The sequence below is a fragment of the Cupriavidus sp. C3SS-1 genome, assembly GCF_057073755.1.
This window is the reverse complement of record NZ_CP172700.1, coordinates 2,211,778-2,237,166: the sequence shown is the minus strand read 5'-3', so window position 1 is coordinate 2,237,166 and position 25,389 is coordinate 2,211,778. Positions and strand designations below refer to the sequence as shown.

Annotated in this window: 25 protein-coding genes; 2 read left to right on the top strand and 23 right to left on the bottom strand. The window is 67.8% G+C overall.

Going from position 1 to position 25,389, the window contains the following annotated elements:
• Positions 1-159: 159 nt before the first annotated feature.
• The 13 genes from ACIGJC_RS26330 to ACIGJC_RS26270 all read right to left on the bottom strand — a co-directional run bounded on the left by ACIGJC_RS26330 (position 160) and on the right by ACIGJC_RS26270 (position 15,748).
• Positions 160-993, bottom strand: coding sequence for an outer membrane protein assembly factor BamE (locus tag ACIGJC_RS26330; RefSeq protein ID WP_483712374.1), 834 nt, complete (start codon positions 991-993; stop codon positions 160-162).
• Between the two features lie 299 nt (positions 994-1,292).
• The gene (locus ACIGJC_RS26325) at positions 1,293-2,336 is read right to left on the bottom strand and encodes a LacI family DNA-binding transcriptional regulator (RefSeq protein WP_483712373.1); all 1,044 of its coding nucleotides are present in this window, start codon (positions 2,334-2,336) and stop codon (positions 1,293-1,295) included.
• Between the two features lie 98 nt (positions 2,337-2,434).
• Positions 2,435-3,427 carry a tripartite tricarboxylate transporter substrate binding protein gene (locus tag ACIGJC_RS26320; RefSeq protein WP_483712372.1) on the bottom strand — a complete coding sequence of 331 codons (993 nt, stop codon included), beginning with the start codon at positions 3,425-3,427 and terminating at the stop codon, positions 2,435-2,437.
• Between the two features lie 25 nt (positions 3,428-3,452).
• Positions 3,453-4,553 (bottom strand): porin, encoded by a 1,101-nt coding sequence (locus tag ACIGJC_RS26315; RefSeq protein WP_483712371.1) that lies wholly within the window; start codon positions 4,551-4,553, stop codon positions 3,453-3,455.
• A gap of 128 nt (positions 4,554-4,681) precedes the next feature.
• Complete coding sequence (locus ACIGJC_RS26310; RefSeq protein WP_483712370.1) at positions 4,682-5,023, bottom strand: cupin domain-containing protein; 342 nt, start codon at positions 5,021-5,023, stop codon at positions 4,682-4,684.
• On the bottom strand, positions 5,020-5,997 hold the full coding sequence (locus tag ACIGJC_RS26305; RefSeq protein WP_483712369.1) for a quinone oxidoreductase family protein: 978 nt from the start codon (positions 5,995-5,997) through the stop codon (positions 5,020-5,022). The genes ACIGJC_RS26310 and ACIGJC_RS26305 overlap by 4 nt, the downstream gene beginning before the upstream one ends.
• 41 nt (positions 5,998-6,038) lie before the next feature.
• Positions 6,039-6,923, bottom strand: a complete 885-nt coding sequence (locus ACIGJC_RS26300; protein WP_483712367.1) for a beta-keto acid cleavage family enzyme — start codon at positions 6,921-6,923, stop codon at positions 6,039-6,041.
• A 37-nt stretch (positions 6,924-6,960) separates the two neighbouring features.
• On the bottom strand, positions 6,961-7,710 hold the full coding sequence (locus tag ACIGJC_RS26295) for an SDR family NAD(P)-dependent oxidoreductase (RefSeq protein WP_483712365.1): 750 nt from the start codon (positions 7,708-7,710) through the stop codon (positions 6,961-6,963).
• A gap of 37 nt (positions 7,711-7,747) precedes the next feature.
• Positions 7,748-8,668 carry a dioxygenase family protein gene (locus ACIGJC_RS26290; protein WP_483712364.1) on the bottom strand — a complete coding sequence of 307 codons (921 nt, stop codon included), beginning with the start codon at positions 8,666-8,668 and terminating at the stop codon, positions 7,748-7,750.
• A gap of 221 nt (positions 8,669-8,889) precedes the next feature.
• The gene (locus ACIGJC_RS26285; RefSeq protein ID WP_483712362.1) at positions 8,890-9,144 is read right to left on the bottom strand and encodes a hypothetical protein; all 255 of its coding nucleotides are present in this window, start codon (positions 9,142-9,144) and stop codon (positions 8,890-8,892) included.
• 819 nt (positions 9,145-9,963) lie between these two features.
• Positions 9,964-12,855 carry an FAD-binding and (Fe-S)-binding domain-containing protein gene (locus ACIGJC_RS26280; protein WP_483712361.1) on the bottom strand — a complete coding sequence of 964 codons (2,892 nt, stop codon included), beginning with the start codon at positions 12,853-12,855 and terminating at the stop codon, positions 9,964-9,966.
• The gene (locus tag ACIGJC_RS26275; RefSeq protein WP_483712360.1) at positions 12,837-13,937 is read right to left on the bottom strand and encodes an enolase C-terminal domain-like protein; all 1,101 of its coding nucleotides are present in this window, start codon (positions 13,935-13,937) and stop codon (positions 12,837-12,839) included. The genes ACIGJC_RS26280 and ACIGJC_RS26275 overlap by 19 nt, the downstream gene beginning before the upstream one ends.
• Positions 13,934-15,748: a thiamine pyrophosphate-requiring protein gene (locus ACIGJC_RS26270; protein ID WP_483712359.1), complete on the bottom strand. Its 1,815-nt coding sequence runs from the start codon at positions 15,746-15,748 to the stop codon at positions 13,934-13,936. Before ACIGJC_RS26270 ends, ACIGJC_RS26275 begins: the two co-directional genes overlap by 4 nt.
• 275 nt (positions 15,749-16,023) lie before the next feature.
• On the opposite strand from ACIGJC_RS26270, the gene ACIGJC_RS26265 reads away from it, so the two are divergent.
• Together ACIGJC_RS26265 and ACIGJC_RS26260 are read left to right on the top strand one after the other, a co-directional pair.
• On the top strand, positions 16,024-17,058 hold the full coding sequence (locus tag ACIGJC_RS26265) for an SDR family oxidoreductase (RefSeq protein ID WP_483712357.1): 1,035 nt from the start codon (positions 16,024-16,026) through the stop codon (positions 17,056-17,058).
• Between the two features lie 30 nt (positions 17,059-17,088).
• Entirely contained in the window at positions 17,089-17,319 is a 231-nt protein-coding gene (locus ACIGJC_RS26260; RefSeq protein WP_483712355.1) for a hypothetical protein, read from the top strand.
• Here the strand turns inward: ACIGJC_RS26260 and ACIGJC_RS26255 are convergent.
• Genes ACIGJC_RS26255 through nrfD form a run of 10 tightly spaced genes read right to left on the bottom strand, consistent with a single transcriptional unit; the run spans position 17,316 to position 25,387 of the window.
• The gene (locus ACIGJC_RS26255; RefSeq protein WP_483712354.1) at positions 17,316-17,657 is read right to left on the bottom strand and encodes a cytochrome C oxidase subunit IV family protein; all 342 of its coding nucleotides are present in this window, start codon (positions 17,655-17,657) and stop codon (positions 17,316-17,318) included. The genes ACIGJC_RS26260 and ACIGJC_RS26255 overlap by 4 nt on opposite strands.
• Positions 17,654-18,283 (bottom strand): cytochrome c oxidase subunit 3 family protein, encoded by a 630-nt coding sequence (locus ACIGJC_RS26250; protein WP_483712352.1) that lies wholly within the window; start codon positions 18,281-18,283, stop codon positions 17,654-17,656. Before ACIGJC_RS26250 ends, ACIGJC_RS26255 begins: the two co-directional genes overlap by 4 nt.
• A complete protein-coding gene (gene ctaD, locus ACIGJC_RS26245) occupies positions 18,280-19,917 on the bottom strand; it encodes a cytochrome c oxidase subunit I (protein WP_483712350.1) in 1,638 nt (545 codons plus the stop codon). Before ctaD ends, ACIGJC_RS26250 begins: the two co-directional genes overlap by 4 nt.
• Complete coding sequence (coxB, locus tag ACIGJC_RS26240) at positions 19,898-20,848, bottom strand: cytochrome c oxidase subunit II (protein ID WP_483712349.1); 951 nt, start codon at positions 20,846-20,848, stop codon at positions 19,898-19,900. The genes ctaD and coxB overlap by 20 nt, the downstream gene beginning before the upstream one ends.
• Positions 20,845-21,633, bottom strand: coding sequence for an SCO family protein (locus tag ACIGJC_RS26235; protein WP_483712348.1), 789 nt, complete (start codon positions 21,631-21,633; stop codon positions 20,845-20,847). Before ACIGJC_RS26235 ends, coxB begins: the two co-directional genes overlap by 4 nt.
• Positions 21,630-21,971: a hypothetical protein gene (locus tag ACIGJC_RS26230; RefSeq protein ID WP_483712347.1), complete on the bottom strand. Its 342-nt coding sequence runs from the start codon at positions 21,969-21,971 to the stop codon at positions 21,630-21,632. The genes ACIGJC_RS26235 and ACIGJC_RS26230 overlap by 4 nt, the downstream gene beginning before the upstream one ends.
• Positions 21,968-22,882 (bottom strand): hypothetical protein, encoded by a 915-nt coding sequence (locus tag ACIGJC_RS26225; RefSeq protein ID WP_483712346.1) that lies wholly within the window; start codon positions 22,880-22,882, stop codon positions 21,968-21,970. The genes ACIGJC_RS26230 and ACIGJC_RS26225 overlap by 4 nt, the downstream gene beginning before the upstream one ends.
• Positions 22,879-23,472, bottom strand: coding sequence for a c-type cytochrome (locus ACIGJC_RS26220; RefSeq protein WP_483712345.1), 594 nt, complete (start codon positions 23,470-23,472; stop codon positions 22,879-22,881). The genes ACIGJC_RS26225 and ACIGJC_RS26220 overlap by 4 nt, the downstream gene beginning before the upstream one ends.
• Positions 23,469-23,990: a DUF3341 domain-containing protein gene (locus ACIGJC_RS26215; protein WP_483712344.1), complete on the bottom strand. Its 522-nt coding sequence runs from the start codon at positions 23,988-23,990 to the stop codon at positions 23,469-23,471. The genes ACIGJC_RS26220 and ACIGJC_RS26215 overlap by 4 nt, the downstream gene beginning before the upstream one ends.
• Entirely contained in the window at positions 23,987-25,387 is a 1,401-nt protein-coding gene (gene nrfD / locus ACIGJC_RS26210; protein ID WP_483712343.1) for an NrfD/PsrC family molybdoenzyme membrane anchor subunit, read from the bottom strand. Before nrfD ends, ACIGJC_RS26215 begins: the two co-directional genes overlap by 4 nt.
• Positions 25,388-25,389: the final 2 nt, after the last annotated feature.

The following is a 25,389-nucleotide window of genomic DNA, read 5'->3' as shown; positions in this document are numbered from 1 at the left end:
CCTTGAGAAGGCGCGGCATGCATTCGATGCCAGCCGCCTTGTCGGGGACGACTCACGGAAAACGGGCGTGAGCGCGCCCCTGCCGCCTGCGCGGCATGTTCAAAAATGGCTTGGTGAAAGGAAGGGTCAGCCGCGCGAGGTCACGCTGGCCTTGCCGTGCTACTTCACGCCGGCGGAGCGGATCTCTACGCGCCGGTCCGGCGCCAGGCATGCAATCAGCTTGCCGCGTGGCATGGCGCCGCAGTGGCTGACCGGATTTGCCTTGCCACGGCCCTGCGCCGTGACCACGCGCCTGTCCACGCCCTGCGCGACCAGCAGGGTCTTCACGGTCTCTGCGCGCCGTTGCGACAGGCGCTGGTTATAGGCGGCCGTGCCGAGGCGATCGGTGTAGGCATACACATCGACGTGGCGGAGCGATTTCATGGCGGCCAGCTCTCTCCCCAGTGCATCGACCTGGCGGCGGCCTTCCGGCAGCAGGTCGGCCGGCCCCGAGCCGTTGAAGGCGAACAAGGCATCGGCGCCGAGCGTAGTGGTCCGTTCGGTGACGGCGGGCATCACGACGGGGGCAGCCGGCGCCGGCGCGTCCGCATACTTCAGGAACGCCGCGCACGATTCAGGCGCCCAATAGTACGAGCGGGACAGCATGTCCTTGTCGAACAGCACCATCATCTGGCATTGCGCGACATCGTTCGGTGCCGGCTTGCCGGTGCGGAAATTGAAGAGGTAGTCCCACTCCCGCACATCGAGCATGCCCTCGTTGAAGTGCGGGCGCCCGATCAGCGCGTAGTGCTGGTCCTTGGTCATGCCGGGCCGCAGCTGGCGCAGGTTGTCGAGGTTCGCGAAGGTACCCTGCGCGGGCCAGGCGCTGGCCTTGTCGGGGAATACGACCTGATTCGATGTGCCCTGGTCGCTCGGGTGGCTGGAGGTCGTGGAACATCCGGCGAGGATGGCGGCCAAGGCAGCCGCAGCCAGTGAAGCGGTAGTCAATCTCATAGTGTTGCCTCGGTTTGATCGAAGAACTCCGATCCGCGGCAAGCACCTGTCCCCGGCCAGCAAGCTGTCCGGGGCATTGGCTTCAGTCGGGAAGTTGGCGGGCGGCGATGCCGCCACGCCGGGTCAGCCGCCGCCACATCAATCATTCGCTGATTGGCGTGGCGTCGAGGAGACCGGTGGCTGAATGCTGCGGATCTTCGGGTCGTAGACTAGGTTCCCGAAGCAACGGAAACTATAGAAGGACTTCGAATCCGCGCGGTTTTCTTGCAGCGGGCTGGTGGGATTGGCGCATCGGCCCGCTATCGCGCTACGGCGCTATGCCCCGGCGCCCCCGTCGACCCGCGCACGATGAGCTCCGGCGTCAGCTCGACCGTCACCGCCTTGGCATCGGGCTGGCTGAGCTTGCTGAGCAGCAGCCTTGCCGCTTGCTCGCCCATTTCATGGACGGCAATGCGCACCGTGGTCAGCGGCGGCGTGAGCGCGTCGACGAACGGCATGTCGTTGTGGCCGATCACCGAGAGGTCGTCGGGGCAGCGCAGGCCGCGAGCGCGCAGGCAGTCGTAGCAGCCCATGGCGATCAGGTCATTGCCGGCGGCAATGGCCGTCATGCCCGGGAATTCGGCCAGCAGCCGTTCGCAGGCTTCGCGGCCCGCTTCGCGCGAGTAGCTCGCGGCTTCGATGACCTGCCATTGGCCGGCTCCCAGGCGGTGGCGCCGCACGGCGCGGACAAAGCCCTCGCGGCGCAGGAAGCCGGTGGAGAGCGTCGACGGTCCCGCGATGTGGCCGATGCGGCGGTGCCCGAGCCCGACCAGGTGATCCACCGTCAGGCGCATGGCCAGCAGGTTGTCGCTGACCACGCATGACGCACGGCCGGTGTCCTCGCCGCGGTTCACCATGACTACGGGAATGCGCTGGGCCACGCAGTATTCCAGCACGGGATCGTCGCGCTCGGCCGTTGCCAGCACCAGCCCTTCTACCTGGCGCCCGAGCAGCTGGTCGATGACGAAGCGCTGGCGCGCCTTGTCGGTGCCGGCGTTGACGACGATCGGCACATAGCCTTGCTGGCACAACACCGCTTCAATGCCCGCCAGGATCGGCGGAAACACCGGGTTGGCGATATCGGGCAGCACCACGCCGACCAGCCCCGAACGTTGCGTGCGCAACCCGGCCGCGATGCGGTTCGGACGGAAGCCGCGCTCGTCGGCCAGCGCGAGCACGCGTGCCGCCACGTCTTCCGCCACGAGATGCCGTGTGGCCGGGTTCATCACGCGCGACACCGTCGAGTAATGCACGTTGATCTCGGCGGCGAGGTCTTTGAGGGTCAGGCGTTTGCGCTCGGACATGTCGGCGGAAAGCGGTGCGGCGGCTGGGGGCGCTGGGCAGGTCGGGAAACCGCCATTCTAAGGCACCCGCGACGGCCGGCCGCCGCGCGCGAGCCCGACTACTGGCCGCCCTTGACGCCCGATTGCCTGACAACCGGCGCCAGCTTGGCGATTTCCGCCTGGATATAGGCGGAGAACGCCTGCGGCGTGGAGGTCCTGGGCTCGGCTCCCTGCACGGCGAGCTTTTCCCTGACATCGGGCGCGGCCAGCGCCTTGCCGATCTCGGCATTGAGCGCATTGACGATCTCCTTCGGCGTGCCGGCGGGAGCGAGTATCCCGAACCAGGAATCGAAGGCATACCCCGGCAGGCCGGCTTCCGCCACGGTCGGAATGTCGGGCAGGGAGGCGGCCCGCTTCGCCGTGGTCACGGCCAGAGCCTTGAGCTTGCCCTGGCGCACGAATGGCATGGCCGATACCGACGGCGCGAACATCATGTCGCCGCGGCCCGCCATCACGTCGGTGAGCGCTTCGCCCGTGCCCTTGTACGGGATGTGGACCACGTCGATGCCGGCCTGCATCTTGAACAGTTCGCCGCTCAGGTGCGTGGAGCTGCCCGAGCCGGCCGAATCGAAGTTCATGACACCGGGGTTGGCCCTGGCCGCGGCAACGATGTCGCGCACGGAGTTGTACGGGCTGGCGGCGTTCACCACCAGCACATTGGGCACGCTCGCCACCAGCGACACCGGCGCGAAGTCCTTGACGGTGTCATAGGCGAGCTTCGGGTACAGCGTGGCGTTGATGGCGTGCCCGACCGAGACCAGGATCAGCGTGTAGCCGTCCGGCGCGGCCTTGGCGACGCCGGTGGCGCCAAGCGTGCCACCGGCGCCGGGGCGGTTGTCGACGATGATCTGGTAGCCGGAATGCTGTCCCATCCTGGCGCCGATGATGCGGGCCAGGATGTCGGTGGCGCTGCCGGCCGAGAACGGCACCACGAGGCGGATCGGCTTGGACGGGTATTGCGGTTGCGCCATGGCGGGCAGGGCGGGCAGGGCGGCCAGGGCAACCGCGGAGGTCAGGGTGAGCAGGGCTTTGCGACGAAGGGGGCGGTACATCGTAGGTCTCCTTGCAACCGGGGATTCAGAAGAAGTGGCGCATGCCGAGCGCAAAGGTCTGCGGGCTCGCGCCGGCGCTCACGCCGAGTTCGTTGATGGCGAAGTCGTAGATCGCGTTCTTCTTGTTCTGGATGCGGCTGTAGTAGGCATACAGCGCGGTACGTTTGGACAGCGGATAGTCGTAGCCGACGGTGATCTGCATGGCGCCCGTCTCCGCGCCGCTGCGGAAGAAGCCGACGGTCTCGGTGGCGCTGCCGGCGCCGTTGCTGGCCAGCGCGAAGCCTGCCCTCACGCTGCCCGGACCCAGCTTCTGCGCGAGCGACGCGTAGTAGCCGTTGCGCGTCAGGTCGCCGGTGGCGGTGCGGTAGTGCAGGCGCTCGTACAGCAGCGCGACCGTGGTGGTCGGGAACCGGTACGACACGCCGGCCTTCATGGCGTCGTCATTGCGCCCCTGGACCTGGTAGTTCTGGTGGATCTCATAGGCCAGCACCACGTTGAGCGGGCCGTTGTCGTACGCGGCCGAAAACGAGTACAGGCCGGGATTGCGCGGCACGGTCAGCTTTTCCTCGTTGATGCCCCACGCCGCGGCGCCACTGAAGCCTGCCAGCGATGGCGTCTTGTAGACGATGACGTTCTTCTGCCGGCGATCGAACGAGCTGGTGTCCTGCACGTTGTCGGAGCTCGACGTGGACCCGTTGCCGATCAGCGCCATGTAGCCGGCGGTGGTCGGGTAGTAGGGGTCGTAGCCGGACGTCGCCTCGGTGTACGGCGTCTGCCAGTGGCCCATGAAGAAGGTTCCGGCCTTGCCCTGCAGCCCGACGCGGTCATTGCGCCCGGCAATCTGGCCCTGGCCCGTATCGAGCGAGAAGTTGCTCTCGATCTGCCAGATCGCCTTGAGCGTGCCGCCAAGGTCTTCTTCGCCACGCAGCCCGAATACCGAGCGGTTGTTGGTCAGCCGTCCGGTGCCGCCCAGGTGCGTGCCGTCCGTGGCGGTGGTGGCGTTGGAATACTCCAGCGCCGTGTTGATGCGGCCATAGATCGTGACCGAAGACTGCGCCTGGGCCGTGCCGGCCAGGCCGCATGCGGCCACGGCCAGGGCCGCGCTTCGCATGGGAACGCGTTTCATGGGTTTGTCTCCCCTACCTTTGATGTTTGTTATGGAAGAGAGTCCCCGCAATGCGCGGGGACGGCGCCATGCCGTGGCGCCGGGTGTTGCGCGCTACGTACTGCTTGCTGCGCGTTGTAGCTGCCGGCTCACGCTTTCGGGTAAGGCATCGCCAGCAGCAGCATCGCCGGGCGGTTGCCCGGGTTGGACACCTGCCGCGCTTCGCCCGGCGCAAGCCGCACCGAGTCGAACTGCTGCAGCGTGACGGTTTCGTCAGGCGTGCGCAGGCAGACTTCGCCTTCGAGCACGACGTAGTGCTTCTCGACGGCGGACGCGTCCATGCTGGTATGCCCGCCCGGCAGCAGCACCGACACGCCGAGCCACAGCGACTCGGATGGCCCGGCCTCATGCCCCTGCAGGCGCAGGCAATGCATGCCGTTGTGGTTGGGCGGGAAGTACGCCGGCGCCTGGGCGAAGCGGGTCGTGTTCATGGCTTGAGCACCACGCGTTCGGCCGCCCCTTGCAGCACGGCGCGGTAGGCGTCGGCGGCGTCCGCCAGCGCGTAGGTGTACTCGGGCAGCACCGGGAACGGCTTCAACGCGCCGGACGCGAACATCGGCGCAAGCTGGTCAAGGATGCCCGCGCATGCGCTGCTGTCCAGCGCCAGCGTGTCGACGCCCACATAGGTGTGCTGGCCACGGTAGAACGTGAAGATATCGAACGGCACGGGGCGCTCGATGGTGGAGATGAAGATCTGCGCGGCGCCGATCGCCATGGCCTGGTTGGCCTGCTCGAAGTACGGGCTGCCGACCGTGTTGTAGACAATGTCGGCGCCATGCCCGCCGGTTTCATCGCGCACCACCGCGGCGATGGCTTCGCTGCTTGCGTCGATCATGCGCACCGGGCCGCTGGCGTGGCCGCGATAGCGCTCCGCGGTGCGCTCCACGGCGAACACGCGCGCGCCAAGCGCGGTGGCGATCTGGATGGTCGCCTGGCCGACCTTGCCGTTGCCGCCGCACACCAGCACGGTGCTGCCGGGCTTCGGCATGCCGGCGCGGCGCAGGCCTTCATAGGCGGTGATGAACGGCACGCCGACCGCACCGGCTTCGAGCAGCGACAGCGTGGCCGGCTTTTCGCGTACCGACTGCGCGGCCACGCTCAGGTACCTGCCATGCGTGCCGTCGCGGCGGATGCCCAGTTCGCCGCCACTGCCCCATACCTGCAGGCCGACCATGCCGTCCGGGCCGGCAACCACCGTGCCTGCATAGTCGCGCCCCGGCGTACGCGGCCAGATCGCGTGCGGCATCAGGCCGAGCGTGGCCTTGACGTCGCTGGGGTTGACGCCCGCGCTGGCCACTTCAATCACGCACTGGCCGCCCACGGCTTCAGGGCGCGGCGCGCCCACCAGTTCCAGTTGCAGGCTGTCGATGCCGGCGGCTTTCTCGCTGACGCGAATGGTGTTCATGGTCTCTTCCTTTTCAGTGTCTTGTCTTATGCGGTGTCGGTTCAGGCTTCGCGCAGGCCGAGCACGCGGCGCGCTTCCTGCGGCGAGGCGATCTCGCCGCCGAGCGAGCGGACGATGTCGCTCGCCTTGGCCACCAGTGCGGCGTTGTTCGGGGCCAGCACGCCTTTTTCCAGGTAGATGTTGTCTTCCAGCCCGACCCGGACATGCCCGCCCGCGAGCCACGCCTGCGCCACGATCGGGAACTCGGCGCGGCCGATGCCGAAGGCCGACCAGTGCGCCCCGGGCGGCAGCATGTTGCGCGCGTAGAAGAGGGTTTCCGGCGTCGGCGCGAAGCCGTACTTCACGCCGAGCACGAAGGTCCACAGGCCGGGGCCGTCAAGCACGCCTTCGCGGATGAAGTCCAGCGCCATGTTCAGATCGCCCGAATCGAAGATTTCCAGCTCGGGCATGACGCCGGCCGAGCGGATCACGGCGGCCATCTTGCGGACATTGGCCGGCGTGTTGATGACCACGTCGCCGCCCGAGTTCATGGTGTTCAGGTCCAGCGAACACACGTCGGGGCGCAGCGCCGCGATGTGCTCGACACGCTTCGCCGGGTGCAGCAGCGTGGTGCCCGGCGCCGCCTCGCGCGGCTCGTCCTCGCTGGGCACGAAACGTCCGCCTGGACCGGTGGTCAGGTTGATGATCAGCGTGCGATGGCGCTTGCGGATGCGGTCGATGACATCGGCGTAGTAGTCGAGCGACATCGACGGACGCCCGGTCTCCGGATCGCGCACGTGGATATGTGCGGCCGCGGCGCCGGCTTCGGCGGCTTCCAGCGCGGCGTTGGCGATCTGCTCCGGCGTCACGGGCAGGTTGGGGTACTGCTCGGGTGTGACGATATTGCCGGTGACCGCGCAGGTGATAAGGGTCTTGCGTGCGTGCATGGTTGCGTTGGCGATAGTGTGGAAAGCGAAGAGGCAATCAGCCGAGCTGGCGGCCGCCGTCGACGACGAGGGTCGTGCCCGTGGCAAAGCGCAGCGACGTGGCGCAGGCGACGATGGCATCGGCTACGTCCTGGGCCTGGCCGATACGGCGCAGCGGCGTGGTTTTGGCCGCGCGCTCGTTGAAGGTGTCGTCGCGGCCGGGCACGAAGCCCGTGTCGACCACGCCCGGCGAGACATTGAGCACGCGGATGGCCGGCGCCAGCGCGCGACCCAGCGATACCGCCATGACGTCCAGCCCGGCCTTGGCGGCGCAGTAGGCCACGTTGCTGCCCTGGCCCGTGCGGCCCGCGATGGAGCCGACGTTGACCACCAGCCCGTCGCCATGGGCGCGCAGGTGCGGCGCGAACGCGCGGATGGCCGCGAACTGGCCGCGCCAGTTGATCGCGAACAGTTCGTCGATCAGGGCATCGTCGAGCGCATCGAGGTCCGCGTGCGGAATGGCCCGCGTGAAGCCGGCGGTGTTGACCAGGATGTCGATCCGGCCGTAGTGGCGGCTGACTTCGCCGGCCAGCGCGTTCAGCGACGCGGTATCGCCGATCTCGGCCACGGCGCCCAGGTGATTGCCGGCAGGCAGCGACGCTGCCGCGCTGTTCGCGCTGTCGCGCTGGCGCCCGGTCAGGATCACGCTGGCGCCAAGCTGGGCCATCGCATGGCCGGTGGCCAGGCCGATGCCGCCGGTGCCGCCGAGGATCACGGCAACCTTGCCGGAGAGGGATGAAAGGCTCATGGTATTCAGTCGGGTTGCCTTGAAAGGGGGCGGTGGGTCAGTCGATCGGCGGCTTCGGGAACGTCTGTTCGCCGGGTTCGAGCGTGAAATCGAAATCGAGCGTGTAGAACGGCGCGGGCAGGCCGCCCCACGGGCTGTGACCGTGGTCGACCCGTTCGAGATGGCCGACGAGTTGCCGGTGCACGCCGAAGGTCACATCCGATTCCAGCGCGTGCGCCTCGTCCACGAACACTTGCGTCACCAGCGTGCGATAGCCCGGCGCCGCCACGATGAAGTGGATATGCGCGGGACGGTACGGATGGCGCAGCTGGGCGTCCAGCAGCGTGCCGATCGGGCCATTGGTCGGCACCGGATAGCCGGCGGGCCGCACGGTGCGGAAGTGGTAGGCGCCCTGCTCATCGGTGTGGAAGCAGCCACGCAGGTTGCGGTCGGGCTGGCGCGGGTCCTGGTTGTCGTACAGACCGACCGGTGATGCCTGCCAGATCTCCACCAGCGCGCCGGACAGCGGCGCGCCATCGGTGCCGCGCACGATGCCGCGCACGAACAGCGGCAGGCCCGGCGCATCGTCCTGCACCACGCAGTCGCCGCAGCCATAGCACGGGGCGTTGGCGCGATAGAACGGGCCCAGCAGCGCGCCCGGCGTGCGGCCGTCCCGGGTGCTGTTGTTCATCACCGTCACCAGCGTCGACAGGCCCAGCACGTCGGCGGCCAGCACGACTTCATTGTTGGTCGCGTGGGTGGCGTGCCCTAGTGCGGCAATGAATTCCAGCGCCTGCTCGAATTCCTCGTCAGTGGGGCGGACCTCGCGCAGGAAATCGTGCAGGTGCTGCACCAGCAGGCCCATCACCAGGCGCAAGCGCGGACTGCTGGTCTGCGCCATGGCGGCCTGGACGATCTGGGTGACGGAATGCTCGTCTTCGATCAGGCGAAGCGGCGCGGTGCCTGGTTGAGTCTCCATTGTTTTCTCCTTGCAAACGTTTGCAGCAAACGTTTGCAATTATGGCCAAAGAATCGGATTGGTCAAGCATTGTTTTGAAGCAAGGAAGGACGGAGACGGGGGGCGTTTCGTTGAACGCACGGGAAATCGGCGCTTGAGCGGTACGGATTGCCGCGCGCGGAGGCGGCGGACTTACGGCCCGCCGCTATCGCAGGCCGCGCAAACGGCGGCCTGCTTTTTTCTTAGTTGCCAAAGGTCATCGCATGCAAAATCAGCGCACGATGCATGACCATGTCTTTGAGGCTGTCGCATAGCCTGGCGCGAATTTCTTCCGCGCTCCCGGTTTCTATGCCATCCCGCCTGAGCGCAGCAATCCGTCTCTCCTGCGCTTGAATGCGCGCTCCAAGACGTTCGATCGAGCGCGCCGTCTCATCCAGCTCCCTGAGATCCTCTTCGATGTTCCGCGCCGCCGGTCTTGCTTGCATGATGTGCTCCATGCAGATGCTGCTCTCTTTTCTTGTGATAGCTCTTGACGGAGAGGACCGGTATCGGAGGATGTCCGACAGACGGGCACCGAGGCTCGGCTCCCTTGTCGGGCGTGGATGCTTCGCCATGCCGCCAGGCCCCGGGCTGCTTGACATCGGGCACGGGCTGGGACGGCGTTTGCCGCAAGCGGGCAGCGTGCTGATCCGATGGCTGCACTGGGCCGAGCGCACCCAGACGCTCCAGTAGCTGCCTGCTGGCTGCGATAGTGCGCGCCGCGCGCGCCAGGATGCTGCGATCTTCGATCATTTCTTCGTCTTCTTCTTCTAATTCCCTCTTTGTTCGAGTGAACTGTTGAGGCATGGCGGTTCCTCCACCTGCTGTATCGCGACGACGACGCGAAGAAAAACCCCGCTCCCCGCGGGTCTGGATGCTGGTTGGACCGGGCTGACTGGCTGCAACCAAGCGAGGTCCGATGGCTTTGTCTTAATTGTAGTGTTCGAAATGGAGAGTATCGCGACGCAGCAATAATGAAAGGCTGAAATAAGCAGACCGCAACACAACTTATCCCCGTGCCACGCAAAAGCCCTTCTAAAAAGCGGCGACAAGTGCTGCGTAAATACCGCCTACGACGAACAACGCCCCTGCAAGCGCAAGGTAATATCGCGTTCCGTGGCGTGGCGGATGGGAATGGAAGTGATGGACGACAGGCTTCATGTCCACGTGTCAAGGTGTAGGAACGTGCACTGCTTTGGGGCGGCCTCTTTCTGAATATACGTAGGACCGCCACTCGCTATGGTGTTCAGAAGGGATTCGTTCTGAACGTTTCGCGATCAGCCCTCCAGTGCCCCCGCCAGCATCTGGGCGATATGAAGCGCCTGCGCGCCCGCGTGGTGCCGGATCTGCAGGCGGCAACTGAAGCCGTCAGCCACGACCATCGTCTGCGCGTCTTTCGCCAGGATGCGGGGGATCAGGGTCCGCTGGGCGCAAGCATCCGATACCGCCTGTTTTTCCGGCAGGAATCCGAACGACCCAGCCATGCCGCAGCAACCCGAATCCAGCACGGTATGGTCGACGCCGAGCGCGCGCAGTACCTGTTCTTCACCATCGCCCTTCCAGAGCGAGCGATGATGGCAATGGAGGTGGACGAGCGCGCTGCCTGACAGCGTACGCAGGCCGCGCAGGGAGTCCTGCTGGCACAGGAAGTCGGGCAGCAGGAACGCCTGCCTGCGCAGGCGCGTGGCTTGTTCGTCGCCGCCGAGCAGCTCGCGCATTTCCTCGTGGAACACGGACAGGCAGGCGGGTTCCAGCACCACCACCGGCGTACCGCGGCGGATATCGTCGGCCAGCATGTCGAGCACGCCGCGCAGATAGGCACGCGCCCGGTCCAGCATGCCGTACTCGTAGAGCGGCCGGCCGCAGCACACCGGTTCGCGCGGGATATGCACATCGTGTCCCGTGGCTTCCAGCACGGCGACGGCGTCGCGTGCGATCGCCGGCTCGAAGGCGTTGGTGAAGGTGTCCGGCCACAGGATCACGCGGCGCCCGTGCGGAGCCGGGCGCGGCCGCGTGGCGAACCAGTCGCGGAACGACTGGTTCGCGATGCGCGGAATCTCGCGTTCGCTCGCCACGTTGGCCAGCTTGTGCGCCGCCTGCGAGAACAGCGGCGCATGCGTGAGCAGGTTGGCGAGTCCCGGGGCATGCAGCCCCATCCGCGCCCACCGGTCGACCAGGCCGAAGGCAAATGCTTCACGCGGCCGGTGCCGGCGCTCGTAGTAATGCGCCATGAACTCGGCACGGTAGATCGCCATGTCCACGTTCACCGGACATTCGCCCTTGCAGCCCTTGCAGGACAGGCAGAGGTCGAGCGCATCATGCACGGCTTCGGAACGCCAGCCGTCCTGCACCACCTCGCCCTTCAGCATCTCGAACAGCATGCGGGCGCGCCCGCGCGTCGAATGCCTTTCCTCGCCCGTCGCCATATAGCTCGGGCACATCACGCCCTTGTTCTTGCGGCACTCGCCCACGCCGACGCAACGCAGCATCGCGCGCGGAAAGCTGCCGTTGTCCGACGTGTAGTGGAAATAGACCGGCTGCTCGGGCGGGTTGTAGTCCGTTCCGATCCGCAAGTTCTGGTCGACATGAAATGGATTGACCACCTTGCCGGGGTTCATGCGATTGAGCGGGTCCCAGATCTGCTTGAACCTGCCGAAGGCGCGCATGAGCCGTTCGGTGTACATGATCGGCAGCAGGTCGGCTTTCGACTGCCCGTCGCCATGCTCGCCGGAGATCGAGCCGCCCAGGCTCACGACGAGGTGCGCCGCGTCGTCCAGGAAGCGCCGCCAGGTCTCGATGCCTTGCGCCGTTTCCAGGTCGAAGTCGATGCGCGTATGCACGCACCCCTGGCCGAAGTGGCCGTACAGCGCGCAGGCATAGCCGTACTGATCGAACAGCTCGCGCAGGCGGCGCAGATACTCGGCCAGGTGCCGCGGCGGCACGGCCGAGTCTTCCCAGCCTTCCCACGTGACCTTCTGGTTCGGCACGTGCGCGGTGGCGCCAAGGCCGGATTCCCGCACGCGCCAGATCAGTTGCTCTTCGCCGGGGTCGTCGAACAGCTTCATCGTAGGCGGGTTGCTGGCGGCCTTCAGGGCATCCATCAGCTTGCGCGCGCGGCCGTCGGCCTGCGCCTTGTCGTCGCCGCCGAATTCCGCCAGCAGCCAGCCGTTGCCTTCGGGCAGCAGCGCCACATCGTCGGGGTGCATGTGCAGCGCCTTCATGTCGCCGATCAGCCGGTCGTCCATGCCTTCCACGGCGATCGGGCCGGCGTCCATGACGTCCGGCACGTGGTCGGCGGCGTGATAGACGTCCGGATAGCCGAGCGCGATCAGCGTGCGCGCGCGCGGGCTGTCCATCAGCCGCAGCTTGGCTTCGAGCACGACCACGCAGGTGCCTTCGGTGCCGACCAGCGCGTGGGCGATATTGCCGTCGTACTCGGGCAGCAGCGCTTCCAGGGGGTAGCCCGAGACGCGTCGCGGAATCCGCGGCATATGCTGGCGGATGTCGTCCTGGCAGTCATCGCGCAGCGTGCGCAGGTGCCGGTAGATCTCGCCCACGTGGTCGGTCCGTGCGGCCAGCGCGTCCCATGCCTGCGGCGTGGTCGCGCCGACGGTCAGCCGGGTGCCGTCGTAGGTCAGGATGTCGAGTTCGATCACGTTGCGGATGGTCTCGCCGCCCATGACCGAATGCGGCCCGCATGAGTTGTTGCCGATCATGCCGCCGAGCGTATTGTGCGTATGCGTGGCGGGGTCCGGCGCGAACGTCAGGTGATGGCGTTCGGCGGCATCGCGCAGGCGGTCCAGCACCACGCCGGGTTGCACGCGCGCGGTCTTCTCCTGCGGATCGATGGCAAGGATGCGGTTGAGGTACTTCGAGAAGTCGAGGACCACCGCGACGTTGCAGGTCTGCCCGCACAGGCTGGTGCCGCCGCCACGCGACAGCACGGGCGCGCCATGCCGCCGGCACAGGGCCACGGTATCGATGACGGCCTGCACGCTACGCGGTATCACCACGCCGACAGGCACCTGCCGGTAGTTCGATGCATCGGTCGCATAGAGCGCGCGGCTGCCGGCGTCGAAGCGCACTTCGGCGTCGACGGTATCGCGGAGGTCTTGCTCCAGGGCGGCGAACGTTTCGCCGGGCCCGGACGCTAGCAGGCCAGGTGGCATCGCGCATCCCCTTCCTTGAAGTGCAGCCCCAGCCCGGGCCGGTCGGCATGCGGATGGAGACTGCCGTCGCGCAGTGCGGGAATGCCGTCGAAGTACCGTTGTTCGATCTGGGCATGATCCTCGAACACTTCGACGTGGATGGCCGCCGAAGCCGCGCAGCACAGGCTCGCATGCAGCGCCGGCGCGCAATGGCTGGAAAGCGGGACGTGAAAGGCTTCGCAAAGATTCACCGCGCGCAGCCAGCCCGTGATGCCGCAGCGCGTCGCGTCGGCCTGCAGGACATCGACGCAACGCGGCTCCAGCAGCCGCCGGAAATCGTCGCCGGTAAAGCCATACTCGCCGGCCGCGACGGCCACCCCCGGGGGCGTGTGTTCGCGCACTTCGCGCAGGCCCGGGATATCGTCGGAAGATACGGGCTCCTCGAACCACGAGATGCCTGACTGTGCAAAGCGGTCCGCCATGCGCAGCGCCTGCGCGACCGTGTAGGCGCCATTGGCATCGACGAACACTTCGACGTTGGGGCCGACAGCGTCACGCACCGTGGCGACGCGCTCCGGATCATCGGCCGGGTGGCGGCCCACCTTGATCTTGACGCGCGTAAAGCCGGCATCGCGCCAGGCGCGCCCGGCCTCGCGCAGTTGCGCGGGCGTCAGGCTCGTGAAGCCGCCGCTCGCATAGCCGGGAATCGACGTGCGCGCCGCGCCGAGCAACTGCATCAGCGACACCTCGAGCAGCCGCGCCTTCAGGTCCCACAGCGCGATATCGACGGCGGAGATCGCCTGCGCGCACAGGCCCGAAACACCGAGATTGCGCATCGCGCCGGTCATCGCACGCCAGCTGGCGTTGGTGGCCATCGCATCGGTGCCGAGCACGCGCGGCACGAGGATCCGCGCAATGATCGGTATGACCGCCTGGTCGGAGTACCCATACCCGCAACCGCGGACGCCGCCGGCCGTGGCATGCACGACCACCAGCGTGGTGTGGTCCCACTCCAGCGTGCCGTCGGATTCCGCGGCCGGTAGCGGAATCCGATAGGCCCGGGCTTCGACGGACCGTATCGGCGCGGGGCGGGCGCGGGTCACGGCGTGGAGTCCTTCTCGGCGTGCCGCTTCGACGGCGCGGTCAGCGATTCCCACACCTGCCGGAAGGTGGCGCGCAAGGTGCCGCCCGCATCGGCGTCGCCATGCAGCATGGCGGATAGATAGGCACGCGCCTCTTTCACCGAAATATGCGGTGGCAACGGTGGCACATTGGGGTCCGTGACCATTTCGAGCACCGTGGGCACGGTGGCGGCCAATGCCTGGTCCAGGGCCGGGCCGATAGACTCGGGCCGGTCGACGCGAATGCCCTGCAAGCCGAGCAGCTGCGCGAACGCCGCATAGCCGAACGGCGGCAGGTCCTGCGACGCGGCAAACTTCGGGTCGCCTTCCATGACGCGCTGCTCCCACGTGACCTGGTTCAGGTCGCCGTTGTTCAGCACGATGATGGTCAGCGACCCGCCCGACCAGCGCTTCCAGTCGCGCGAGATCGTGATCAGCCCGTTGATGCCGTTCATCTGCATGGCGCCATCGCCGGCCATCGCGATCACGGGCCGGTCCGGGTGCGCATACCTGGCGGCAATCGCATACGGCACTGCCGGGCCCATGGTCGCGAGCCCGCCGCTGAGCGATGCCATCATGCCGCGCCGAATCTTCAGGTCGCGGGCATACCAGTTGGCCGCGGAGCCCGAATCGCAGGTCAGGATGCAGCCATCGGGCAGCCGCTCGGACAGTTCCGTGAAGACGCGCTGCGGGTTGATGGGCTCCGCCTTGGCGGCCGCGCGCTGTGCCAGCACCTGCCACCACTCGGCCACGTTGTGCTCGACCTCCTGCTGCCATGCGAGCGGCTGCTGCTTGAGCAGGGGCAGCAGCGCGCGCAACGTGGCGGCGCTGTCGCCCTCCAGGCAGATTTCCATCGGGTAGCGCAGGTTGAGCATGCGGCCGTCGATATCGATCTGGACCCCGCGTGCCTTGCCCTCCGCGGGCAGGAACTCGGAGTACGGAAAAGCGGAGCCCACCATCAGCAAGGTGTCGCAGCCGTTCATCAGTTCCCAGCTTGGCTTGGTGCCAAGCAGGCCGATGCTGCCCGTGACGAAGGGCAGGTCGTCGGGCACGGCGGCCTTGCCCAGCAGGGCCTTGGCCACGCCGGCGCCGAGCCGGCGCGCCACCTCGATGACTTCATCGGTGGCCTGCAACGCGCCGGCGCCCACCAGCATCGCCACCTTGCTGCCCGCGTTGAGCACCTCGGCGGCCCGGCGCAGGTCCGGCTCCTGCGGCACCTTCGCGCGCGCCGTGTAGCCGATGCCCGTATGCACGGTGCCGTGCTCGCGCGGCGGCACCGGCACCGCCGCCAGTTCCTGCACATCGTTCGGGATGATGATGCAAGTGACCGTGCGCCGCTCGATGGCGATGCGCATGGCGCGGTCCACCAGGTGGCGCATCTGCGCGGGATCGGTCGCCATTTCCACGAAATCGCGCGCCACGTCCTTCATCAGCGTGGTCAGGTCAACTTCCTGCTGGTAGTCGCCGCCCAGCGCCGCGCGCTTCTGCTGGCCGACGATCGCGACCACGGGCTGGTGGTCCATGCGCGCGTCATACAGGCCATTGAGCAGGTGGATCGCCCCGGGGCCCGATGTGGCCAGGCAGACGCCGGCCTCGCCGGTGAACTTCGCATGGGCGCAGGCCATGAAGGCGGCCAGTTCCTCGTGGCGCGCCTGCACGAACTCGGGCTCGTTGCCGGCACGGCCGAACGCGCCCATCAGGCCGTTGATACCATCGCCGGGATAGCCGAATACGCGCCGCACGCCCCATTCCCGCAGGCGCTTGAGCACGAAGTCAGAAACGGTCATTGCCATGGTTTGCCTCCGTCGTCCGTGACACAGCCATGCATCACGCATGCCGGTTCTCGGGAGCGGTCCCCCCGCGAATTCGGCGCAGCACATCGGTCGCGGCGATATACGGTCCGGCGCCGCGTAGAAAGTGCGCATTCCGGTAAGGATTGCATCCGCCGTTGGCGCGATGTGGCGGACAAGCGTGCCGCGCATGCGCAGCGCAAGTCATCCTGCGCAACGCATCACGGTGGGATATATCTTGCATGCAGTGGCGGTATTGCCTGACGAAGAATCCACCGATGCGCAGCCAGTTCGCGACGTCCGGAAGGCGTCATTCTCCCGCCCGTTGCGTGGTCATCACCGGCGCCTCGGCCGGGATCGGGCGCGCCACGGCGCGCGCGTTCGGCCGTCTCGCGTGGCGCGTGGGCCTGCTCGCGCGTGGCCAGGACGGGCTGCAGGCGGCGGCCTCGGAGGTCGAGCGCAGCGGCGGCGTGGCGTTGCCGATCGTCGTGGACGTGGCGGACCATGATGCCGTCGAGCGTGCCGCGGCAAGGGTCGAGGCCGAGCTCGGGCCGATCGACATCTGGATCAACTGCGCGATGGCCACCATCTTCTGCCGCGCCGACCGGATCGCACCGGTCGACTTCGTCCGGGCGACGCAAGTGACGTACCTGGGCGCCGTGTGGGGCACGCTGGCCGCGCTGGGGCGCATGAAGACGCGCGACCGCGGCGTGATCGTCCAGGTCGGTTCGGCACTGGCCTATCGCTCGATCCCGCTGCAGGCGCCGTACTGCGGCGCGAAGAGCGCGCTGCGCGGCTTTACCGATTCGCTGCGTTCGGAACTGATCCACGACGGCAGCCACATCCACCTGACCATGGTGCACCTGTCGGCCTTCAATACGCCGCAGTTCGACTGGGGCCGCACCTGCATGGACCGCCAGCCACAGCCCGTGCCGCCGATCTTCCAGCCGGAGCTGGCGGCCGATGCCATCGTCTGGGCGGCGCTGCATCATCGCCGCGAATCGTGGGTGGGCTGGCCCGCGGTCCAGGCCATCCTAGGTACGCGGCTGATCCCGGGCCTGCTCGATCGCCTGCTGGCCTGGCATGGCTTCGATGCGCAGCATACCGACCAGCCGCTGCCGCGCAACCGGCCCGACAATCTGTACCAGCCCGTCAGCGGCGACCATGGCGCGCACGGCAGGTTTTCCGATCGCGCCGCGCGCAACAGCGTCCAGTGGTGGCTCGATACCCATCGCTGGGCGTTGGTGGCCGTCGTGCTCGTGGTGCTCATCGTGACCGCGCTGGCCGTGGCGTGGCTCTTGCGCAGCCGCTAGCGGGGCCGATGACGAAGCAGGAGAATTCATATGCTCAGCGATACCGAATTCCGGCAACGTGTCAGGCAGATGCTGGCGGACGTCCCCATCGACGCGCGCCGCGCATGGAGCCAGGCGGAACTCACCACGTGGTGGAACACGGTCTGCATCCAGGACGATGCCCTGGCCGCATGGCGGCCGGCCGGCGACGAATTGCCCACGGCCGTGCTCTGGCGTCTTTGCAACGACCTGGTCGGGCCACACGCGGTGGAAGGGCCCTAGCGTCCGGTGGAGGCGCGCGGCGGCAACTGCCACGCCGCGGGCACCTTGGCCCGGCTCGCGTAGTCGCCATGCGCCAGCACGAACAGGATCGCGAGGATCGCCACCGGCACCGCGCAGGCAATCCGCAGCAGCACGCTGGCGCGGGCCAGGTGCATGAAGAAAATGGCGACCAGCACGGCCTTGATCGCGGCGATGCCGAGGTTGATCACGAGATTCCACGGACCGAGGCGAAGAAAGGCCGTGCCGACGGTGATGGCCAGAAGCCCCATCAGGCTCGCCCAGACAACGAGCTGGTGGTGCGTTTCGGGTTGCTTCGTGCGATGGCTGGCGGACTTCATGGGCCACTCCTTCCCGGCAGGTAGAGCAGCGGAAACAGGAACAGCCAGACCATGTCGACAAAGTGCCAGTACAGGCCGACGATCTCGACGCGCCCCGGATCGGCCGCCAGCGGCCGGCGCTGCTGCATCGCCAGCGCGAAGGTCACCACCAGGCCGATGCCGATGCACAGGTGGATGGCGTGCAGGCCCGTCATGGCGTAGTAGAGCAGGCGGAACATCTGCCCGGTCGGGCCGCCCGCGCCGGAAGCATTGGCCGGGACAAAACCGCTGGCGATGTCCTTCGCATACTCCCACGACTTGATGACCAGGAAGGCCAGTCCGAGTGCCGCCGTGGCCCACATGCAGCGCACGGCGGCGCGCTGGCGACCGTCCCGCGCGGCCGACACCGCCATCGCCATGACGAGGCTGCTGGTCATCAGGACGAACGTATTCAGCGTGCCGGGCAGCAGCTCGGTGTGCCGCGCGGCCAGCGCGAGCGAGGCCGGGTCGGTCGAGCGGACGAAGTAGTAGCCGACGAAGAGCGGGCCGAAGAACATCAGCTCGGTGCCCAGGAAGACCCACATGCCGAGCCGCGCCGCCACCGCCTGCTGGCCGGTGCTGTCGAACTGGAACGGCGGGGCCCTCATTGCGGCGTCTCCTTGCCCGAGACCGGGTCGTAGAGGTAGGCGTCGCACTGCACCTTCGGCAGCTGCGTGAAGTTGCGTGTCGGCGGCGGCGAGGTGGTCTGCCATTCGAGCCCGGTGGCCTGCCACGGGTTGGCCGGCGCCCGCTCGGCGCGGAACAGCGAATGGATCAGGTAGACCAGCGGCATCAGGTAGCCGATCGCCAGGATCGACCCGCCCGCGGACGACAGGATATTGAGCACCTGGAACTCGGGCGGATAGGCGTGATAGCGGCGCGGCATGCCCTCGAAGCCAAGCAGGAATTGCGGGAAGAAGGTCAGGTTGAAGCCGAAAAAGATGACCACCGCCGCGATGCGTGCCCAGGTCTCGGGATAGCGGCGGCCCGTCATCTTGGGCCACCAGAAATGCAGGCCGCCAAGATAGGCCATGACCGAGCCCCCGACCATGATGTAGTGGAAATGCGCGATCACGAAGTAGGTGTCGGTCAGGTGGACGTCGAGCGCGAGTGCGGCCAGGACCAGCCCCGTGAGCCCGCCGATGGTGAAGAGCCCGACAAAGCCCAGCGCATACAGCATCGGCGCGGACAGGCGGATGCTGCCCTTGTACAGCGTGGCGGCCCAGTTGAAGACCTTGATGGCCGAAGGTATGGCCACCAGGAAGCTCAGCAGCGAGAAGGTCACGCTGGCGCGGTACGACTGGCCGCTCACGAACATGTGGTGGCCCCACACAAGGAAGCCGAGGCTGGCAATGCCGACGATCGCCCACACCATGGCGCGGTAGCCGAATACCGGGCGCCGCGCGAAACACGGGATGATCTCGCTGGCCACCCCCATCGCGGGCAGGACCATGATGTACACGGCCGGGTGCGAGTAGAACCAGAACAGGTGCTGGAACAGCAGCGGGTCGCCGCCCAGCGCCGGGTCGAAGATGCCGATGTGGGCCAGCCGCTCCAGCGCCACCAGGCACAGCGTCATGGCCAGCACCGGCGTGGCCAGCACCAGGATCAGGCTGGTGCCGTAGGCCGCCCAGACGAACAGCGGCAGGCGCAGCCACGTCATGCCGGGCGCGCGCAGCGTATGCACGGTGACGATGATATTGAGCCCGGTCAGGATCGACGAAAAGCCGGTGACGAACACGCCGGCCAGGGTCAGCACCACGTGACTGTTCGAGAACATGGTCGAGTACGGCGTGTAGAAGGTCCAGCCGGTATCGACGCCGCCGGCGATCATCGCGCCAAGCGTCAGCAGGCCGCCGGCCACGTACAGGTACCAGCTCGCCAGGTTCAGCCGCGGAAATGCCATGTCGCGCGCGCCGATCATCAGCGGCACCAGGAAGTTGCCCAGCACCGAAGGAATCGACGGGATCAGGAACAGCCAGACCATGATCACGCCATGCGCGGTGAACAGGCGGTTATAGGTGTCGGCCTCCATCAGGTGGCCCTGCGGCGTGACCAGGTTCAGCCGGATCAGCGTGGCGGCGGCGCCGCCGATGAAGAAGAACAGCGTGATCGAGGCCATGTACAGCCACGCAATGCGCTTGTGGTCCGTCGAGCCGAGCCAGGACCCGAGCGAGAATCCGTCGCCCAGGTAATCGGGTTCGGCCACGGTGCTGGCGCGTTCAGCGACCTGGGCTTCCATTGGCGGCTCCTGTGGTGCGCAGGTATTCGATGATGGCGACTATGTCTTCCTCGTCGATCTGGCCCTGGTAGGTGGGCATGATGGGCGCATAGCCGGCGACGATGTCCTTGCGCGGGGTCAGCATCGCGTCGCGCACATAGGCCGCGTCGGCGGTCACGGTGCGGCCGTCCTGCAGCGTGACCGTGCTGCCCATCAGGTGTTCCAGGCGCGGCGCCTGCACCGTCGCGCCGGCATCATGGCAGGCGGCGCAGCCCAGGCGCTGGAACAGCGCACGGCCGCGCGCCGCCGTGGTTTCCGGGCCCACGTCCGTATCGAGCCAGCGCGCGAACTCGGCGGGCGGCATCACCACGATGCGCCCCTGCATGGCGGCATGGTCGGTGCCGCAGTATTCGGCGCAGAACAGCCGGTACACGCCCGCGCGCGTGGCGGTGAAGCGTAGCGTGGTGTAGCGGCCCGGCACCACGTCCTGCTTGATGCGGAATGCCGGCACATAGAAGCTGTGGATCACGTCCTGCGAAGTCATCGTCAGCTGGACGGCCTGGCCCAGCGGGACGTGCAGTTCATTGATCTCGCGCTTGCCGTTGGCGTGCTCCAGCTTCCACATCCACTGGCGCGCCACGACGGTGACGGGCAACGCGCCCGCGCTCTCGCGCGCGAGCAGGGTGTAGTCATGCGCGCCCCAGGCGAAGATGCCAAGGAAGATCAGCAGCGGGATCGCGGTCCAGGCGATCTCCAGCGGCTTGTTCGACAGCGGTGGATGGCTGCGGTCCGCCGCACGGCGCTCGTGGTAGCGGACCACGGACCCGGCGATCAGCACGAGCACCGCCAGCGCGACCACGGCCAGCAGCGCGGTAAGCGACAGCATCAGGGTGTCATAGCGTCCGGCCGCCAGCGACGCGCTCTCGGGCAGCAGGTGGAAGCTGCTGTTCATGATGGACGCCGCCGTTTGTGGCACAGCCTGTGCCACAGCCACCAGCCGGCCAGCGTTGCGAACGCGCCCAGGAACAGCGCGCGGATGCCATCGAGGATGGTCACCGTGTAGCGTCCCGTACGCGGGTCGAAGTGGACGCAGCGCATCAGCCATTGCTGGGTGGGGGAGCCGACCTTGCCGGCCGATGCCTGCTCGATGGCGCGGCGCAGCGCCGTCGCATCGAACCGCACGCCATCGAAGGCCTGGACAATGCGGCCGTCCGTCGTCAGCACGACGAAGCCGGCCGGATGCGCGATCTCGCCGGAACCGGCGACCCGCGACGCGCGCAGGCCGATGGCCTGCATCAGCGCGCGGATCGCCGCGTCGTCGCCGGTCAGCATATGCAGGTTGCCGCCGGCTGCCGCGACCAGCGCGCCATAGCTCTGTTTCTTCGCGGCCGCCACGGACGCGGTTTCGCCGCTGTCGATGCTGAACGCCACCACGCGCCACGCGCCGCGCGGCAGCCGGGCCTGCGCCAGCGATTCGAGCACGCCATCCATGACGGTGCTGCACAGGTTGGCGCAGTGGTAGTAGCCGGGTACCAGAATCACCGGCCCATCCCGGGACAGATCGCGCAGGCGCGCCGGTGCGCCGTCGTCGTCGCGGAAGACGAGTTCGAGCGGCACCTGCCGGCCCGGGACGGGCGCGAACGCCATGTCGGGCGGCGCCGGCAGCGCAAGCGGGCCGGCCTGCGCGCACAGCGCGAGGCAGGCGGCCGGGATCATGCCGAGCCAGGGCCGCGTCATGGCGCAGGCTCCGCCGGAGGCGCGACCATCAGTGCCATGGCCCGCTCCACGGGGATATGCGCTATGCCCGCGCGCTGGTCCACCCAGCCCCAGCCGTTGAGCACGCTTTGCTTTTCCGCGTCGTAGCGCTCGCGTTCGGTTTGCGGCGCGCTTTGCGACAGCGGCAGCGTGGCCTCCGGCGTGGTCGGTGCGGGCGCGTTGAGCCGACCCACGGGATTCAGGCGGCGTTCGTAGATCCGGCCCAGCAGGAGCGCCAGCGCAATCGAGACCAGCAGCACCGCCGCGCCGGCCAGCACGGCACGCAGGCTCACGTGGCGGGCCTGGCGGACGCGGCTCATGTCTGGCCTCCCGCGCCGGTCGAGGGCAATACCAGCCAGAGTGCGTTCAACGCATGCATGACGAGCAGCGATGCCGCCACCGTGGCCAGCATCGCCGGCGAGCGCTTCAGGCGCCGCGACAGCAACGCCAGCATCGGCAGCGCGAAATGGCCGAGCGCCAGCGCCCACGCGAGCACGGGCCACAAGCCATGGCGGCGCACCAGGTACCAGGCGGTCTCATGGGGGAGATCCTCCGCCCAGATGATCAGGTACTGCGTGAACGCCAGGTAGGCCCAGGTGATGACGGCTGTCAGCAGCAGGTTGCCCAGATCCTGAAGCACCTGCGGCGCGGCCCCGTGCCGCGCGGCCAGCCAGGTGCCGAAAGCCAGGCCGGCGCAGGCTTGCCCGGTGGCCAGCAGCAGGCCGAAGACGCTCGAATACCAGAGCGGCATCAGCGACATGATCCAGTCGACCGCCGCGATGCTCACCGTGATGCCATAGACGATCAGCGCCACCGCGGCGAACCGTGCCGAGCGCGTCCAGCGCGCGGAGCGGCTCATCGCCGCCAGCACGATCCAGGTCGCGAGCACGGCCACGCCGCGCAGCACGAAGCCCAGCGGTGTCAGCCACATCGACTTGAAGCCGGCGTCGCCGGCGGCGATTTCGCGCGGCCAGCGGTGGACGCCCAGCGCGGCGTCGGCGGCCCACGGATACAGGAAGGCCGTGCCGGCCAGCACGGGCACGAACAGCAGCGCCAGCAGCCAGGTATGGCGCGCGAGTTCCAGCAGCGGCGCGCGCAGCGCCTCGCCCCAGGCGCCGCCGCTGAGGTTGTGGATCCATACCATGGCCAGCCCGCCCAGCACGATGCCGATGCAGCACCACCATGCGCAGAGGTACAGGGCCAGGATCGTCGCGACGACGTGCGCGCTCATGGTTGCACTCCGTTGTCCAGGTGCCGCAGGTCGTCGGCCGTCAGGCGCGCGGCGGACGCATGCTGGCTCAACTGCAGGGCCCGGATGTACGCCACCACGGCGCGCCGGTCTGCCGGCGGCAACTGCGCGGCATAAGGCGCCATCGGGCCGCTGCCATGGGTGATCGCGTCGTACAGCCGCGCGTCGGTGGCGCTGCGCAGCGCGTCGCTGTGGAACGACGGCGGATGCGGGAAGCCGCGCCGGACCACCATGCCGTCCCCGTCGCCGGTCGGGCTATGGCACGGCGCGCAATGGATCTCGTAGCGCGAGCGCCCGCGCTGCAACTGCTGCAGCGTGAGCGGCGCGCGATTCTCCGCGCCGGGCCAGTCCTGGTCCCGTCCGCTCGACATGGCGGCGAACGGGCCGCCGGGCACCGGTACCGAGTGGTCGGGACGCGGGCGCGCGGAGGTGCCATCGGCGAAGCGGTCGCTGCGGGCGAACGGCTTGTACTTGGGCTGGTCATACATGTCCTGGCGGGCGCGTTCGCAAGCGCCGAGAGCGGCCAGCATGCACGTGGCGGCGACGTAGCGGAGCAGGCGCAGCGGCATCATTGAGGCACCTCGCTCACGCGCAGCGGCGCGGTTGCGGCCAGCAGCTCGCGGGCCGCCGTGGCCTGCGCCGCTTCCGGACGGATGCAAAGGAAAAAGCGGTACCGCGACGCCTGTTCGAAATCGGGCGCGTCGAACAGCGGATGCCGCAGCCGGGGCAGCCGGTTCGCCACCAGCATGCCGATCACCGTGGCCAGCGCCGCGCCCAGTATCGTCAGCGAGAATGTCACGGGCACGAACATCTGCCAGCTTCCGGTCGGGCGGCCGCCGATATTGATCGGGTAGTCGACCACCGCGGCATACCACTGCAGCAGAAACCCCCCCAGCCCGCCGCCGAGCCCGCCCAGCAAGGCGATCAGTGGCATGCGGTCGGTCGCCATGCCGATGGCTTGCGCCAGCCCTTCGACCGGATACGGCGTGAAGGCCTCCAGGCGCGTGAAGCCCGCCGCACGCGCGCGTTGCGCCGCGGCGAGCAGGGCGGCGCCGGTGCGGTATTCGGCCAGCACGCCGTATTGGTTCATGGACGCTCCTTTACGCTGGCAAGGACCAGCTCGCGCATCTCGGCGATCGAAATCACCGGCAGGCAGCGGATAAAGACCAGGAACAGCCAGGCGAACATCGCGATGGAACCCGCCAGCATGATCCAGTCCCACCAGGTCGGATAGAACATGCCCCACGACGATGGCAGGAAATCGCGGTGCAGGCTCGATACCACGATCAGGAACCGCTCCATCCACATGCCCGTGTTGATGACCAGGCTCAGCACGAACAGCGCGAGCGGGCTGTGCCGCACGCGGCGCCACCACAGGCACTGCGGCGCGAGCACATTGCAGGTCATCATCGCCCAGTAGACCGGCGCGTACGGGCCGGTCCAGCGGTTCTCGAACAGGAACATCTCGTAGCGGTCGCCGCTGTAGAACGCAGTAAAGATCTCGCTGGCGTAGCCATAGGCGACGATCAGGCTCACGGTCAACATGATCTTGGCCGCGTTGGCGAGGTGCCGCGTGGTGATGAAGTCCTCCAGCCCGTACATGCGCCGCAGCGGGATGGCGATGGTCAGCACCATGGCGAAGCCCGAGAACAGCGCGCCGGCGACGAAATACGGCGGAAAGATCGTCGAGTGGTAGCCCGGGGTGTTGCCGATGGCGAAGTCCAGCGACACGATCGAATGCACGGCGATCACCAGCGGCGTCGCCAGCCCGGCCAGCAGCAGGTAGGCGCTTTCGTAGCGCGCCCAGTGGCGCGCGTCGCCGCGCCAGCCCAAGGCCAGCACGGCATAGGCCTGGGCCGTGCGCCGCCGGCCGCGCAGGCATGCGCGGTCGCGCAGCGTGGCCAGGTCCGGGATCAGGCCGACATACCAGAACAGCAGCGAGACGATCAGGTAGGTGCCGATCGCGAACAGGTCCCACACCAGCGGGCTGCGCCATTGCGGCCAGACGTCCATGACGTCGGGGTAGGGCACCAGCCAGTAGAAGAACCACGGCCGGCCCAGGTGCAGGATCGGGAACAGGCCGGCGATGGCGGCGGCAAACAGCGTCATGGCTTCGGCGAAGCGGTTCACCGAGGTGCGCCACTGCTGCCTGAGCAGCAGCAGGAACGCCGAGATGAAGGTCCCCGCGTGGCCGATCCCGATCCACCAGACAAAGTTGCCGATGGCAAAGCCCCATGCCACCGGAATATCGACGCCCCAGATGCCCACGCCTTTCACGAACAGCCATGCCGTCGCGCCGATGAAGATCGTCATCCCGGCAAAGGTCAGCAGGAACGCGCCGAGCCACGGCCACCGCACCGGCCGCTCCAGCACAAGGCCGGCGATCTTGTCGGACACGCTGGCATAGCCCCAGCCCGGCCGCAGCACGCCGATGTCCTTCGAAACGGGCGGCGCTTCAGAGGGGGACGTGGCGGAGCGGTCGGTCATGT